Here is a 13489-nt window from a genome sequence, read left to right as displayed (position 1 = left end):
CACTGGAGAACACGACGGCTCAGCGTGGTTCACCCCCGTCGAGTCCGAGCGTCGACAGCGCCGCCTCGACGTCGGCGTCCACCGGGTGGCAGCCGTAGCGAGCGCGTTCGAACGCCGTGATGATCGTTCCCACGGCCGCGGGATCGAACCCGCGGTCGAGGGCTTCACGCTGGAGTTCGCGAGGAGTACACGTCTCCCGGTCCGATGGGTCGACGGTAGCGGCGAGCCGCTCGAAGGCACGGACTGCGACGCTGTCGTCCGGACCGGCGTAGGTCGAGGCAGAGGTCGTATCGCGGCCCTCCGCAGCGGAATCGGACGGCTGCGACGTCTCCGACGTGGGAGTCGAACTACCGTCAGGATCGCCGTCACCGCGGAGAGCGACGACGGCAATCGCGCCGATGACGACGACACCCAGTGCGATCGTGGGCGGCGAGAGCGGCGCAGACAGGGCTCCGAACAGGGACCGGGCAGTGAACTCGACGGCAGGAAGTGAGGGCGCGCCATCGCCACTGGCACCGGCTGAGCCACTGCTGCTGCCGCTGCCCGGTGTTCCATGTGGTGTGTCGCCGCCGAGGCTCGGCCCAGCCCCGAGATCAGCACCGGAGAGAGCGCCGGCAACGGCCGCGACGGCGACGACGGCAAGTACGGCTGCGAGGGCGGCGGGCGGCGGGGAACGCATCACAGTGGTCTGTGGCGGTGGAATTACCCTTGAAAGTGTCTATCTGCTGTCGGCAATGGGCGATGAAAGACGGGTCAGCGGACGCTGCGAGCACACCGGAAGGAGGATCGGCATTACAGCCGATCTGCAATATCTTCGGCGAAGTACGTCAGGATGAGGTCCGCACCGGCACGTTTGATCGACAGCAGCGACTCGTAGGCCACGGCGTCGAGGTCGAGCCACCCCTTCTCTGCGGCGGCGTGGAGCATCGCGTACTCCCCGGAGACGTTGTACGCAGCCACGGGATGGTCGAAGTTCTCCCGGAGGTCGCGCACGATATCGAGGTACGGGAGCGCGGGCTTGACCATCAGCACGTCCGCGCCCTGCCGGACGTCCAGCGCGACCTCGCGCATGGCCTCGCGGCTGTTGGCGGGGTCCATCTGGTAGTGCCGCCGATCGCCGAACGCGGGCGCGCCATCCGCAGCGTCCCGGAACGGACCGTAGAACGCCGACTCGTATTTCGCGGCGTAGCTCATGATCGGCACTTCGGTGTGGCCCACCTCGTCCAGGCTCTCCCGGATCGCGCCGACCATCCCGTCCATCATCCCCGAGGGCGCGACCATGTCCGCGCCGGCGTCGGCGTGGGAGACGGCGATCTCCCCGAGCAGGTCGAGCGTGCGGTCGTTGTCCACCGTCAGGGTGGGTTCCTCGCGGGCGTCGGGTTCGAGCGGGCCACAGTGGCCGTGCTCGGTGTACTCACACAGACAGACGTCGGTGATGACGTAGGCGTCGGTCTCCGCCGAGATCCGGCGGACGGCCTCCTGAACGACGCCCTCGGCGGCCCAGGCCCGGGAGCCCTCCGAATCCTTCGACTCGGGGACGCCGAAGACGATGACGGCCTCGACGCCGGTCTCGCGGATCTCCCCGACCCGATCCACAGCCTGCTCGATGGGCACGCGCTCGTGGCCGGGCATCGTCTCGATAGGCACGCGCTCGTCGGTCGTCGCGTCGACGAAGACGGGTGCGATCAGATCGCTGGCTGAGACGTCGGTCTCGCTGACCAGCTCTCGGACGCCGTCTCGCCGGAGTCGTCGCGGGCGATCGGTGAGGTTCATATCTCGGCTTTCGGCTCTGGCGGGGAAAGCGGTAACGCTCGCTCCTGGACTGTCAGTCCCTCCCACGCAGGGGATAGACATATGCCGGCCACGGAGCCAGGTGTAGCTATGCCCGGTGGTGCGTTCCTCGTGGGCGACGACGTCGCCCTCCGACCCGTCGAAGAGGACGATCTCGAATTCCTCCGCGATCACAGCAACGACCCGGCGATCCGCCATCCGATGACGTTCGACCGGCCCACGAACCTGGAAGCCCAGCGCGAGCGCTTCGAGGACATGTACGACGGCGACGACGTCGGCCTCCTGGCCTGTGTCGACGACGAGCCGATCGGCTACGCCATGCTGTTCCGCGTCGACGAGTCTGCCGGCCACGCCGAAATCGCCTACTGGCTCGCCCCCGAGGCCCAGGGCGAGGGCTACGGGACGGAGATGGCCGCGCTGCTGCTCGACTACGCCTTCGACGAGCGGCGGCTCCACCGAATCCGTGCCCGCGCACTCGACACCAACGCCGCCTCTCAGCGCCTGCTGGAGAAACTGGGGTTCACCCACGAGGGCGTCCAGCGCGACGAGAAGTACGTCCGCGGCGAGTACGTCGACACCCACTTCTACGGCCTGCTGGACGAGGAGTGGGTCGGCTCGGAGGCGTTCTAATGCCCGGCGGGGCCTTCCTGCGTGGCGAGCGAGTCGCGTTGCGGACTATCGAGGAGGACGACCTCGAGTTCGTTCGAGATACCCTCGCCGACCCGCAGGTCCGCCGACCGCTGACGATGGTCCAACCGAAGAACGCCGAGTCGTGGCAGGAGTTCTTCGAGGAGCGCCTCTCGGACGAGGAGTCCGTCGACCTCGCGGTCTCGATCGACGGTGAGATCCGTGGGCTGATCTGGTTGTTCGATCTCGACCAGCAGGCCGGTCACGCCGAGATCGGCTACTGGCTCGCGCCCGACGTACACGGGCAGGGGATCATGACCGAGGCGGCCCGACTCGTGGTCGCCTACGCCTTCGAGGAGTTGCGTCTGCACCGCGTCCGCGGACGAGCGCTCGCGAGCAACGAAGCCTCACTGGGCGTCCTCCGAAACTGCGGGATGACCGAGGAGGCCGTCGCTCGCGAGGCCGCGACCGTCGACGGCGAGTACGTCGACATGGTCCATCTCGGCGTGCTGCGCGAGGAGTTCGAAGAAGCGGGCGCGTGAGCCCTTACTCGGTCGCCTCGACCAGCAACTCGGTCAGATCCACAATTTCGAGTTCGTCCTCGTAGCCGCCGGTCTTGCGGCCGTCCTCGTACATCGTCACGCACATCGGACAGGCGACGACGAACCGATCGACGGTCTCGCTCGGCGTGTCTTCCAGCGCCTCCCGGAGGCGCTCTTCGCTCGGCTTTGATTCCTCCTCCAGATCCATCCAGAGGCCGCCGCCGCCGCCACCACAGCAGAAACTATCCGATCGGTTCCGGGGCATCTCCACCAGTTCGACCCCGGTCGACTCGACCAGTTCGCGGGGCGGCTCGAAGACGCCGTTGTACCGCCCGAGGTGACAGGGGTCGTGGTACGTGACGGTGCCGTCGAGACCGCGGGGCGAGAGCGCACCGCGCTGGACGAGATCGGCGAGGACCTGCGTGTAGTGGCTGACGTCCGATTCGTCCCACTCACAGGCCTCGAACTCCGGATACTCGTTCTTGAAGGTGTTGTAGCTGTGGGGGTCGGTCGTGACGATGTGTTCGAACTCACAGTCCTGAATGGCGGCGGCGTTGTCCTCGACGAGCATCTCGTAGAGGCCCTCCTCGCCGACGCGGCGGACGTCGTTGCCGTCGGTCTGCTCGGCCTCGTAGAGGATGCCGTAGTCGATTCCCGCGCGCTCGAAGAGCGTGGCCAGGGCTTTCGCGACGTTCTGGTTGCGCTCGTCGTAACTCGGGTAGTCGCCGACGTACCAGAGGTACTCGACTGACTGGTCGCGAGCGTCGGGCACCTCGAAGTCGAGATCGTCGGTCCAGTCGGGGCGCTTGCGCTCGGGGTCGCCGAAGGTGTTCCCGTGCTGGAAGACGTTCATCATGGCGTCCTGGACGTGCTCGTCCATCTGGCCCGTCTCGGTGAGGCGGCGGTTCATGTCCGTGAAGTGGGTGAGGTGCTCGATGTCGACCGGGCAGGCGTCCATGCAGGCCATGCAGGCCATGCACGATTCCATCGTGCTGGAATCGATCACCGAGGTGCCGCCGTCGGCGACGATCTCGACCGTATCGCCACCGGCGTCAACCTGTTCGCGGTAGGATTTCAGGTCGAGGATCACGTCACGGGGATCGAGCGGCCGGCCCGAGGCTTTGGCGGGACAGACCGACGAACAGCGGCCGCACTTGGTGCAGGCGTCCTGATCCAGGAGTTGTTTCCACGAGAACGATTCCAGATCCGTGGCGCCGATCTCGTCGGGTTCGAGGTCCTCGGGAACCCGCGGGAGGCGCGTGCCCGCCTGCTCGTCGTGGGCGACGGTGTTGGCGAACGACGAGAGCATGTGGAACGGCTTGGCGTAGGGGATCGCCGCGACGAACACGAGCGCGAGAATCGCGTGACTCCACCAAGTCACGGGGTAGAAGTCTTTGGCCATCGCGGGTGTCATCCCTGCGAACGCGAGCGAGTCGGCGACGAACCAGCCGGCGAAACTCACGCTCTCGTGATCGGGGAAGTTCTGCCCCAGGATGCGGACGCCCTCGGTGAGATACCCGCCGACGCCCAGGAGAAAGAGCGTCCACAGAAAGAGGTCGTCTTCCAGGGAGGTGTGTTTCCCGTGCAGTCGGTCCATCCGCCGAGCGTAACGCCGCCAGAGCGCGATCCCGAGGCCCACCACGAAGACGAGGCCCATGAAGTCGACGACGAGCGAATAGGAGAGGTAGAAATCACCGACGAAAAAGGACTCACCGAAGATGAGCTGGTAGCCGTCCATGTCGATCGCGAGGATCGTCGTGGCCATCAGCAGCGTCAGAAAGCCCCACATGACCGCGGCGTGCATGAAGCCGCCGACGAGGTCGCGGTCGAACAGCGGCCGATTCGACCCGATAGATCGAGTGGCCGAGAGGACGCGTCCGGGCAGGTCGTCGAGTCGGGGGAAGGGGTCCTCGCTGCCGCGAGTGTAGCGGCGCACGCGCTCGTAGATTCCGAACAGCAGGACGAGGATCGCGACGGCTGCCAGGTAGTAGAAGACGGCCTTGCCGACGTCGCTGATCTGCCAGAACGTCGGCCGCGTCACCTCCTGGGACTGTAACGGGAGTGTCATGGACTAACATGGGATTTGGGAATCGCTTAAGTCTTCCCCCGGACCCGCGCCGGCTGTCGAGAATTGTCCCGAAGTTTCTCGTTTTCGGCATTGTTGTAGAAAGTTCTATTTTGTAGTAGCTACTATATCTGGGTATGGCGACGTCGGTGAAACTGGGCGAAGACGCGAAAGACAAACTGGAGCAACTCCAGGCAGAGTTGCGGCTCGAACGGGGCCAGAAGGTGAGCCAGCAGGAGTTGCTCGACCGGATCGTCAGTCGGGAGTTCGAGTCCAAGGAGGCGCTGTTCGATTCGTTCGCGGACGACTTCGAAGGCCTCAGCGACGAGGAGATCGAGGCGTTTCTCTCGAATACCTTCGATTCGGGCGTCGAAACCACGGAAGACGATATCGACCGGATCCTCTACGAGGAGGAAGCGTACAACGAATGAGTCTCGTCGTCGACACGGGAGTGCTCTATGCACAGCACGACAGCGACGCCTCCCGCCACGAGAGTGCGCAGACGGCGATGGAAGCAGTCGCCCGGGGCGCGTACGGCCGCCCGTCGATCACGGATCACATCTACGACGAGACGGTGACGCTCACGCACGCTCGAACTGGTCGGCACAGTGACGCACAACTCGTTGGCGAACAGCTACGCGAACGGGATCTCTTTCGGCTGCTCGTCACCGATCGAGCGTCGTTCGAGGCGGCCGTCGACGTCTTCGAACGCTACGACGATCACGGGCTGAGTTTCACCGACGCGACGACGATCGCACTGGTCGAGGAGCGCGATATCGACCACGTGCTCTCGTTCGACGACGACTTCGACGGGATCGTCGACCGGATCGATCCGCGAGAAGTGTGATAAATCAGTCGCTCTCGACGCCAGCGCCGACCTCTGTACTCTCGGCGTCGATGCTCCCCATGTCGGGCGTGGTCTGCTCGCCGAGCGCCGACTGGATCTTGCCCAAGACGACCGTACAGACGTAGATCCCGACGGCGACGAGGACGATGATACCGCCGGCCGTGACGCCGGTGTAGTAGGCGACGCCGATCCCCAGCAGGACGGCCAGTTCCGCGAGCACGACCGAGAGGACGAGCGACTCCGAAAAGCTCCGGGAGACCTGCGTCGCGCCCGCGACCGGGACCACGAGCATCGCGGCGACGAGGATGACCCCCATGATCTGCATCGCGCCGACGACGACCATCGCCGTCAACATCACCACGACCCGGTTGTACCAGTTGACCGAGATCCCGGAGACGGCGGCGGCCGTCTCGTCGAAGGTGACGAACAGGAGCTGGTTCCGGGTGAAGACCACCGTCACGACGATCAGGGCGAACAGTACCAGCAGGATGGCCGCACTCTGGGGCGACACCGTGGCGAGGTTGCCGAAGAGGTACTGATTGACGCCGACGGCGAGTCCGCCAGCGTTGAGGCTGATGAGCGTCGTCCCCAGCGCGAATCCCGTCGAGAGGACGATCGCCATCGAGACGTCGTTGTAGGCGTCGGTGACCTCCGAGATCAACTCGATGAACAACGCCGCGATCATCGCGACGACGACGGCAGTGAGGTAGGGCGATACCCCCAGGTCGATGACGCTGTTCAGGAAGAGTCCGATGGCCACGCCGGCGAAGGCAGTGTGGGCCAGCGCGTCGCCGATCAGTGCGAGCTGGCGGTGGACGAGGAAGGTCCCGATGAGCGGCGCCATCACGCCGATACACAGGCCGACCAGAAGCGCCCGTTGCATGTACCGGTAGTCCGGGTTCAGCATCTCCACGCCCGTGAAGTAGTACACCCAGTCCAGCAGCCAGTACCACTGGTCGAGGACCCACAGGAGGACGCCGAAGACGACCTCGCCGACGACACCCAGTCCGAACTGGAGCGGGAGTACCAGAGACAGGTCGGCGACTTCGGGGCCACCCGTCAGCAGTGCGGCGACGGCGTCGGCGCTCATTCGCCCACCCCCGAGAGGAAGCGCGCCTCTGTGCCGAACGCGCGGGCGAGCGCGTCGCTCTCGACGAATTCCTCCGTGGGGCCGTCGAAGTAGATCTCGCGATTCAGACAGACGACGCGGTCGGCGTGTTCGACGACCGCGCCGAGGTCGTGTTCGATGAGGAGGACGGTGATCCCCTGGGCGTTGAGCGACGCCAGCAGGTCGTAGAAGGCGTCGACCGACTCGGCGTCGACCCCGACTGTCGGCTCGTCGAGCACGAGCAGGTCGGCTTCGCTCGCGAGCGCTCGCGCGATGAAGGCTCGCTGGCGCTGGCCGCCCGAGAGCTGCGTGATCCGGCGGTCGACGAACGCGCTCATCCCGACCGTCTCCAGGGCGTCGTCGACGGCGTTCCAATCAGCGGCGGATAGTCGGCCGAAGACGGTGTTCAGGATCTCTCGCGCGGTCGCGAGCGGTTTCTCGCGCAGCGCGTCGAGGATCGGGTCGCCACCACCGACCCGGCCCAGATCGAGGTGGGCGAACCGGCCCATCTTCACGACTTCGCGGACGGTAATGGGCATCTCCTTGGCGGCGCTTGCGTGCTGGGCGACGTAGCCGATCCGCTCGCCGTCGTCGAAGCGGCTGGCGCGCTCACCGAACAGCTGGGCCGATCCAGTGTCGGGTTCGAGCAGTCCCAGGAGGAGCTGCATCAGCGTGGACTTGCCCGAGCCGTTCGGCCCGACCATTGCCACGTACTCGCCCGAGTCGATCGTCAGCGAGACGTCCTCGATGACGGGCGTCGCCGTGTAGCCGAAGGTCACGTCCTGGAGGTCGACGACGGGGCCGGTTACCTCCGTGCCCGAATCGGCGTCGCTGGCGGCCTGCCGTGCGGTCCCGTCCGCCGTGGAGTCGGAGTCAGTCGTGCTCATATCGGTTCGAAGTTCTCCCACTGCTCGACCCAGCCGTCCCAGGGTGCGGCCTCGGCGGGCGTCTCGTTGCCGAGGACGATCTCGAAGGTGGGCATATTGATGTTGTCGGCGATCTCCTCGTAGCCCCAGTTCTGTTCGACCCATTCCTCACGAACGCCGGCGTACGGCGTCACGGGGAAGTACGCCTCGACCTGTGTCTCGCGGACGAGTTGCTGGGCCGGCGTCTGGGACTCGAAGACGCCGTTGGCGATGTAGCGGATGTCGTTCTCGCGGATGACTTCGGTCGCCTCGCGGATGTCGGCGGGCTTGACGTCGCCGCTCGCCGCCAGATTGGTGACCAGCGGTCGCATCCGCACGCCGTAGCGGACGCCGATGTACTGGAAGGCGTTGTGGGCGGCCAGCTGGACGATGTCCCGATCGGCGCGGTCGAAGATGTCCTGGTAATCGGCGTCGATCCGGTCGAGCACCTCACGCTTGTACGTCGCGGCGTTGTCGCGGAAGGCGTCGGCGTGCTCGGGGAGAAGGTCAGCAAAGCCGTCGGCGATGTTGTCGACGGACTGCTTTGCACGCCGGGGGTCGAGCCAGAAGTGCGGGTCCTTCCCGCGCTGGGAGCCGACACCCTCCTCGTCGGGGTCGAGCGAGGCAGCGAGGTCCACCAGTTCGACCCCCTCTCGGGCGTTGATCAGCGCCGTGTCGACGTCGTCGGCTTCGAGGACGTCGATCGCGCGGTCGGCCCAGGGCTGGAAGTCCGCGCCGACGTGGACGAACGCGTCTGCGTCGATGATCCGCTGCGTGATACTCGCGTTCGGTTCCCAGCCGTGGCCGTGGAGTCCCGTTGGAACCAGATTCTCGACCGTCAGCGGCGTTCCATCGGCAATCTCGCGGCCGAAGTCGAAGAAACTGAAGAACGACGCGACCGCGACCGGTCCGTCCCCCCCAGAATCGTCGCCTCGCGCCGGTGCACTCGGGAGCGCACCGCAGCCGGCCAGCCCCGCAATCGCCGCCCCACAGCCTGCGCGAATCGCGTCCCGTCGCGTCATCCCTCCGTTATCGCGTAGTTCTCGTGACATAGTTATCTACCAAATCCCTAAATTAGACGTGCCTAATCTTTTCTTCGGTATTGCCATATATATTTGTTGTGGCTTCGAAAGTGACGGGCGGCCGCCGAGGAGAAATCGTGTAGGAGGCGCTCAGGTACTCTCTTCGTGTTCGTCTTCGAGTTCGTCGAGGCGTTCGTGGAGTTCTTCGAGCGCGGGTTCGTCGACAGAGCCCCAGTAGGCGACCAGTGCGAGCGAGAGCACGAAGACAGCGCCCCAGCCTAGTGTGGCGTACTCCGCGGGGACGTACAGGCCGAAGATGCCGTCGATCACCCCCTCCAGGGAGAAGACGATGATGACGGGGCCGATGACCTCACGCGGTAGGAAGTGATCGAGGTACGCTTTCAGTCGCGTCGTGTGCAAGGACATAGATCGACTGTCTGCTGTCAGCGGGAAACCAGTACCGGCCCCCAGTCGGGCTGGCGTTGTGTATCCGATCAGTCGTCCGCTGGGACAGCCGTCCGGTCGGTCGCGGCCGGGAGCCACATCGTGACGACAGTCATGCCGTCACGCCGGTCGTAGTCGAGGCGACCGCCCGCCGACTCGACGATCCACTTCACCAGCCACAGGCCGAGGCCGGAACCGTGCTCGAGCTTCGTCGGATCCTCGTCCTCGAAGATCGTGGCTCGTTCGGTGGCCGGTATCCCGTCGCCGTCGTCGACAACCGATATCGTCGCCTCCGTTGCCGGGTGGTTCGAGTCGGGCCGTCGTTCGCCGCTGACCAGGATCGTCGGCTCGTCGCCGGCGTGGGTCAAGGCGTTCTCGACGAGGTTGTCAAGCGCGCGGGCCAGCGGTGGCCCCACGGTGACCGGAAGCGACTCCGGGAGGTCGGTCTCGATCGTCCCGGCAGGCCGCCGGGAACGGTACCGATCAGCGACTGCCCGTGCCTGGGTGGCGGCGTCGACGACAGCCCCGTCCCGGGGTTCGTCGAGGACGTTCGCCGCGGTCTGGGCCTTCCGGCTGAGCGTCGCCAGCGACTCGGCGCTACTGAGTGCGTGCCCCGCCGCCTTCCGCACCACCGGGTCGTCGCTGTGGTCGCGGATCGTCGCCGCAGTCCCCTGGAGGACGGTGAGTTCGTTGCGCATGTTGTGCCGCATGACGCGCTGGAGGACCTGCAACCGCTCGCGGGCACGCTGCTGTTCGGTGATGTCGCTATAGATTGCAAAGGCGTACTGACCCGCCTCGCCGCGGTCGTAGGGGATGCCGCGATAGAGGAACTCCCGGCGGCCCTCTGCGGTCTGTCGGACCACGACCGCGTAGTTGACCTTCCCCTCGGCCGTCCGCTGGTCGAACTCGTCGGCTTCGCCGTCCTGGCCCGGCGGGACGACGAAGTCGTTGAGCGGCTCGTCGACGACGGTAGCGGCGTCGTACCCGAAGACGTCCTCGAACGCCCGGTTGACCGAGCGCACGACCGGCCCGACGTCGACGAACTCGATCTCGACGACGGCGTCGGGGATCAGATCGAACAGCGAGCCGAACCGATCCCGGGCGGTCGCCAGTTCGGCCTGGGCCCGCTGGTCGCCACCGCTCCTGACTGTGCCCAGCACATCGGCGAACTGGTCGGACAGCGAGACGAACTCGACGGCGACCTGTCGGGGGCCGTCGTCGGTCGCCAGCCGGCAGACACACTCCCTGCTCGCTCGCGGCCCACCGTCACGGACCGCCGCGAGTGCGGTCTCGACCCGCCGGCGATCCCGCTCTACCACGAGTTCGGTGAGTGGCGCCCCAGTGAGTTCGTTCCGGCCGGCAGCCAGCCACCCAGCCAGAGAGTCGGTCACGTACGAGAGTCGGTCCTCGCTGTCGAGCAGAAACATCACTCGATCGTGAGCCCCCCTGAATTGTCGGGTCGGTGCCGCGTCTCTCGGCCGGTGACGCCTACAACCGGATCGTCGGCCGACGGCGCCCGCCGGGCGGTCGACTCACATCGACTCACTGCACACCCCATACTTTTTCGTATCTTCTCAATTATCACCAACGAAAAAGACCATAGCAAAATGTATTTCCGCACTATCTTGATCATATATCTCTATTATCGGATTTTAAATCCAGGAACGTAAACCGAGGTGTGGGCGGCAAATACTGCGCGATCAGACGTCGTCCAGGGTGAACGCATCCATCCGGGAGACGGCGTAGCGGTAGCCGCCACCGGCCGCCAGTCCGAGGACGACCACGTAGACCAGCCAGCCGAGCGCGACAGCGATGAGAGGCTCCCCGGACAGCGTCGCCCAGAGGAGGACGAAGCCGATCGCGCCGACGATGAGACCGCCGAAAAAGAATCCCATCATCGCCCACTGAGAGGGGTGGGCTCGCTCGACGCTCATGTACTCGCGTCGCTCGAACTTCGGGACGACCGCGCCGAGTCCGACCGCGATGCCCGTGCTCACGGTCGCGAGAAAGACCGCCAGCACCGACTGGCCGAGGACGTAGCCAGGACCGTGTTCGACCAGCCCGAGCGGCGCGCCGATCCCGACGGCGGCGACCAGCCCGAGAGCGATCCCCGCGAGCATCCGGCCGCGGAGGACGACCCCGACCGAGGGCGTGCTCGTCAGCAACAGCGGGAGCTGATCGCGGTCGTCACCCAGCGGATTCAGCCCGTAGGCCCCGCCGGCTAACACCGCACCGGCCACGACAGCCGCGGCCGGGCCGAGCGACAGGACGATCCCCGGATCCTGCACGGCCGAGCCGGCCATCCCCATCGCCCCGAACAGCAACGGCGAGAGGTGCGCCAGCGTCCGCGGGTCGCGACGCGTCCTGAGGAGGTATCGCCAGGCCACGCGGGTCGACGGTGTGACTTCGAAAAGGCGAGGGACGCCGTGGCTCTGTGTCACTCCGGCAGCGTCGCTCCCCAGGTCCTGGACGAGCATCCGCGTCTCCAGGCGCATCGCGACCACCAGCCCGACCGGAATGGCGGCCAGCGTCGTGCCGGCGACGACGAGTCCGAGCGGCTGTACGGCCGCGCCCAGCGGCGCGAAGACGACGCTCGCGAGCGCCTGCAACGGCTGGCCGGGCAGTACCGGACCGGCGATCACCGTCCCGTACGCGCCGCCGCCCTCGTACTGGGAGTTCAACAGGAGTTGGGTCCCGACGAAGATTGCGACCATCAACACGATCATCAGGACGGCTTTGATCCACAGCGACACCGCCAGTCGTTCGTTCGCGTACCGCACGAGGTCGCCGACGATCCGGCCGCCGACCAGCCCTACCGCGAACAGCGGCACGACCGCGACCGCGACTAGCAGCGGCGCGACCGGACCGCCGGCACCGACCGCGACACCCGCCAACAGCACTAGCGTCGCCGGGACGAAGATGGCGAGTGCCTGCAGCGATCGATTCGCGAAGCGGCCGAGCGAGACGGCGAGCGGCGGGATCGACGTCCGAACGAGCGGGCCGATCTGCCCGACGCGCTCCTGGTTGAAGCCGCCGGCAGCACCGACGTAGCCGGCGACCGAAAGCACGACGGCAAAGGCGACGCCGGCGGACCCGAGCGGGACCGAGCCGGTCGCGAGCGCCTCGCCGAAAGCGGTCGCGCTCCCTATAAACGTCAGCGGAAAGAGGACGCCGAACGCCAGGACCATGAACGCGACGCCGACCGTCTGGCGCGAACTGCCAGTGACGTGACGCACGTACGTCCGCAGTTCCGTCCGTGTGAGCGTCCAGGCGTCCCGCAGCGTCGTGCGCGAGAACGTGTGCGTCATCGGCTCACCCCCAGGCGGCCGCGGGTTCGTCGGTCAGTTCGAGGAACGCGTCTTCCAGATCGGCCTCGCCGTCGCCGCCGACCCCGGCTGTGAGATCGGCGGGCGAGCCCTCCGAGACGAGCCGGCCGTCGTAGAGCACGCCCACCTGATCGGCGATCTCCTCGACGACGGGCAGGATGTGCGTCGACAGAAAGACCGTCGTGTCCGCGGCGGCCAGATCGACGATCAACTCCCGGAGAGTGCGGGCAGCGCGGGGGTCGAGTCCCGACGTGGGTTCGTCCAGAAAGACCACGTCCGGGTCGTGCTGGACAGTTTGGATGAACGCCGTCTTCTGTTTCATCCCCTTCGAGAAGCCGTCGACCCGCCGGTCGAGGTCCGGAACGAGGCCGAGCGAATCCGCGAGACCGAGTGCACGCTCTTCGACGGACTCCCAGGAGAGATCACGGAGGTCGGCGGCGAACTGGAGTTGCTCACGCGCGGTGAGTTCGCCGTACAGCGGCGGCTCTTCCGGGAGGAGGCCGATGTGATCGACGAGGTGTCGGCGCTCGGTGCAGTGTGTTCCGGCGACGAAGCCGTCGCCGTCGGTGGGTTCGACCAGCCCAGTGAGCATTCGCATGGTCGTGGTCTTGCCGGCCCCGTTCGGTCCCAGAAAGCCGTAGACCACGCCACTGGGTACCTCGAATGTCAGGCCGTCGACGGCAGTGGTTCCACCGTAGCGTTTCGTCAGGTCGCGCGTCGAGATCGCAGGGGAGGGCGCTGTCATCACTCCCAGCTTGGGCAACCAGTATAAAAATGGTGGCCGAACGGTTTCAGGCTCGGAAAGTCACGGG

14 protein-coding genes are annotated in these 13489 nt (G+C 66.3%); 4 read left to right on the top strand and 10 right to left on the bottom strand.

Annotated elements, in window-relative coordinates:
• Positions 1-19: 19 nt before the first annotated feature.
• Both DV733_RS07190 and hemB read right to left on the bottom strand, forming a co-directional pair.
• A complete protein-coding gene (locus tag DV733_RS07190) occupies positions 20-679 on the bottom strand; it encodes a DUF4129 domain-containing protein (protein ID WP_049995402.1) in 660 nt (219 codons plus the stop codon).
• Between the two features lie 113 nt (positions 680-792).
• Positions 793-1773, bottom strand: coding sequence for a porphobilinogen synthase (gene hemB, locus DV733_RS07185; RefSeq protein WP_049995403.1), 981 nt, complete (start codon positions 1771-1773; stop codon positions 793-795).
• 108 nt (positions 1774-1881) lie between these two features.
• Here hemB and DV733_RS07180 point away from each other — a divergent pair, with 108 nt between their 5' ends.
• Together DV733_RS07180 and DV733_RS07175 are read left to right on the top strand one after the other, a co-directional pair.
• On the top strand, positions 1882-2421 hold the full coding sequence (locus DV733_RS07180) for a GNAT family N-acetyltransferase (protein WP_049995404.1): 540 nt from the start codon (positions 1882-1884) through the stop codon (positions 2419-2421).
• Positions 2421-2960, top strand: a complete 540-nt coding sequence (locus tag DV733_RS07175; RefSeq protein WP_049995405.1) for a GNAT family N-acetyltransferase — start codon at positions 2421-2423, stop codon at positions 2958-2960. The genes DV733_RS07180 and DV733_RS07175 overlap by 1 nt, the downstream gene beginning before the upstream one ends.
• Before the next feature lie 4 nt (positions 2961-2964).
• Here the strand turns inward: DV733_RS07175 and DV733_RS07170 are convergent, their stop codons facing one another.
• Entirely contained in the window at positions 2965-5028 is a 2064-nt protein-coding gene (locus DV733_RS07170) for a (Fe-S)-binding protein (RefSeq protein WP_049995406.1), read from the bottom strand.
• Positions 5029-5162: 134 nt separating this feature from the next.
• On the opposite strand from DV733_RS07170, the gene DV733_RS07165 reads away from it, so the two are divergent.
• Positions 5163-5456: a hypothetical protein gene (locus DV733_RS07165; protein ID WP_049995407.1), complete on the top strand. Its 294-nt coding sequence runs from the start codon at positions 5163-5165 to the stop codon at positions 5454-5456.
• On the top strand, positions 5453-5872 hold the full coding sequence (locus DV733_RS07160) for a type II toxin-antitoxin system VapC family toxin (protein WP_049995408.1): 420 nt from the start codon (positions 5453-5455) through the stop codon (positions 5870-5872). Before DV733_RS07165 ends, DV733_RS07160 begins: the two co-directional genes overlap by 4 nt.
• Before the next feature lie 4 nt (positions 5873-5876).
• Here the strand turns inward: DV733_RS07160 and DV733_RS07155 are convergent, their stop codons facing one another.
• The 7 genes from DV733_RS07155 to DV733_RS07125 form a co-directional block, all read right to left on the bottom strand.
• Complete coding sequence (locus tag DV733_RS07155) at positions 5877-6962, bottom strand: metal ABC transporter permease (protein WP_079979573.1); 1086 nt, start codon at positions 6960-6962, stop codon at positions 5877-5879.
• Positions 6959-7867, bottom strand: a complete 909-nt coding sequence (locus tag DV733_RS07150; protein WP_049995409.1) for a metal ABC transporter ATP-binding protein — start codon at positions 7865-7867, stop codon at positions 6959-6961. Before DV733_RS07150 ends, DV733_RS07155 begins: the two co-directional genes overlap by 4 nt.
• Positions 7864-8907, bottom strand: coding sequence for a metal ABC transporter substrate-binding protein (locus DV733_RS07145; RefSeq protein ID WP_049995410.1), 1044 nt, complete (start codon positions 8905-8907; stop codon positions 7864-7866). Before DV733_RS07145 ends, DV733_RS07150 begins: the two co-directional genes overlap by 4 nt.
• 150 nt (positions 8908-9057) lie before the next feature.
• Positions 9058-9333, bottom strand: a complete 276-nt coding sequence (locus DV733_RS07140; protein WP_202594327.1) for a hypothetical protein — start codon at positions 9331-9333, stop codon at positions 9058-9060.
• Positions 9334-9401: 68 nt separating this feature from the next.
• The gene (locus tag DV733_RS07135; protein ID WP_049995411.1) at positions 9402-10778 is read right to left on the bottom strand and encodes a sensor histidine kinase; all 1377 of its coding nucleotides are present in this window, start codon (positions 10776-10778) and stop codon (positions 9402-9404) included.
• Positions 10779-11051: 273 nt separating this feature from the next.
• Positions 11052-12659: a hypothetical protein gene (locus tag DV733_RS07130; RefSeq protein WP_049995412.1), complete on the bottom strand. Its 1608-nt coding sequence runs from the start codon at positions 12657-12659 to the stop codon at positions 11052-11054.
• Between the two features lie 4 nt (positions 12660-12663).
• Positions 12664-13422, bottom strand: a complete 759-nt coding sequence (locus tag DV733_RS07125) for an ABC transporter ATP-binding protein (protein ID WP_049995413.1) — start codon at positions 13420-13422, stop codon at positions 12664-12666.
• Positions 13423-13489: the final 67 nt, after the last annotated feature.

Origin of the sequence: Halapricum salinum, assembly GCF_004799665.1 — an archaeon.
GTDB lineage: Archaea > Halobacteriota > Halobacteria > Halobacteriales > Haloarculaceae > Halapricum > Halapricum salinum.
Note: the sequence above shows the minus strand (reverse complement) of the source record. Positions and strands in the feature narration are given on the sequence as shown.

Coding starts and splice junctions, on each gene's coding strand:
- DV733_RS07140 (WP_202594327.1), bottom strand. CDS start 9,333: ATGTCCTTGCACACGACGCGACTGAAAGCGTACCTCGATCACTTCCTA.
- DV733_RS07130 (WP_049995412.1), bottom strand. CDS start 12,659: ATGACGCACACGTTCTCGCGCACGACGCTGCGGGACGCCTGGACGCTC.
- DV733_RS07180 (WP_049995404.1), top strand. CDS start 1,882: ATGCCCGGTGGTGCGTTCCTCGTGGGCGACGACGTCGCCCTCCGACCC.
- DV733_RS07165 (WP_049995407.1), top strand. CDS start 5,163: ATGGCGACGTCGGTGAAACTGGGCGAAGACGCGAAAGACAAACTGGAG.
- DV733_RS07190 (WP_049995402.1), bottom strand. CDS start 679: ATGCGTTCCCCGCCGCCCGCCGCCCTCGCAGCCGTACTTGCCGTCGTC.
- DV733_RS07160 (WP_049995408.1), top strand. CDS start 5,453: ATGAGTCTCGTCGTCGACACGGGAGTGCTCTATGCACAGCACGACAGC.
- hemB (WP_049995403.1), bottom strand. CDS start 1,773: ATGAACCTCACCGATCGCCCGCGACGACTCCGGCGAGACGGCGTCCGA.
- DV733_RS07170 (WP_049995406.1), bottom strand. CDS start 5,028: ATGACACTCCCGTTACAGTCCCAGGAGGTGACGCGGCCGACGTTCTGG.
- DV733_RS07135 (WP_049995411.1), bottom strand. CDS start 10,778: ATGTTTCTGCTCGACAGCGAGGACCGACTCTCGTACGTGACCGACTCT.
- DV733_RS07150 (WP_049995409.1), bottom strand. CDS start 7,867: ATGAGCACGACTGACTCCGACTCCACGGCGGACGGGACCGCACGGCAG.
- DV733_RS07155 (WP_079979573.1), bottom strand. CDS start 6,962: ATGAGCGCCGACGCCGTCGCCGCACTGCTGACGGGTGGCCCCGAAGTC.
- DV733_RS07145 (WP_049995410.1), bottom strand. CDS start 8,907: ATGACGCGACGGGACGCGATTCGCGCAGGCTGTGGGGCGGCGATTGCG.
- DV733_RS07125 (WP_049995413.1), bottom strand. CDS start 13,422: ATGACAGCGCCCTCCCCTGCGATCTCGACGCGCGACCTGACGAAACGC.
- DV733_RS07175 (WP_049995405.1), top strand. CDS start 2,421: ATGCCCGGCGGGGCCTTCCTGCGTGGCGAGCGAGTCGCGTTGCGGACT.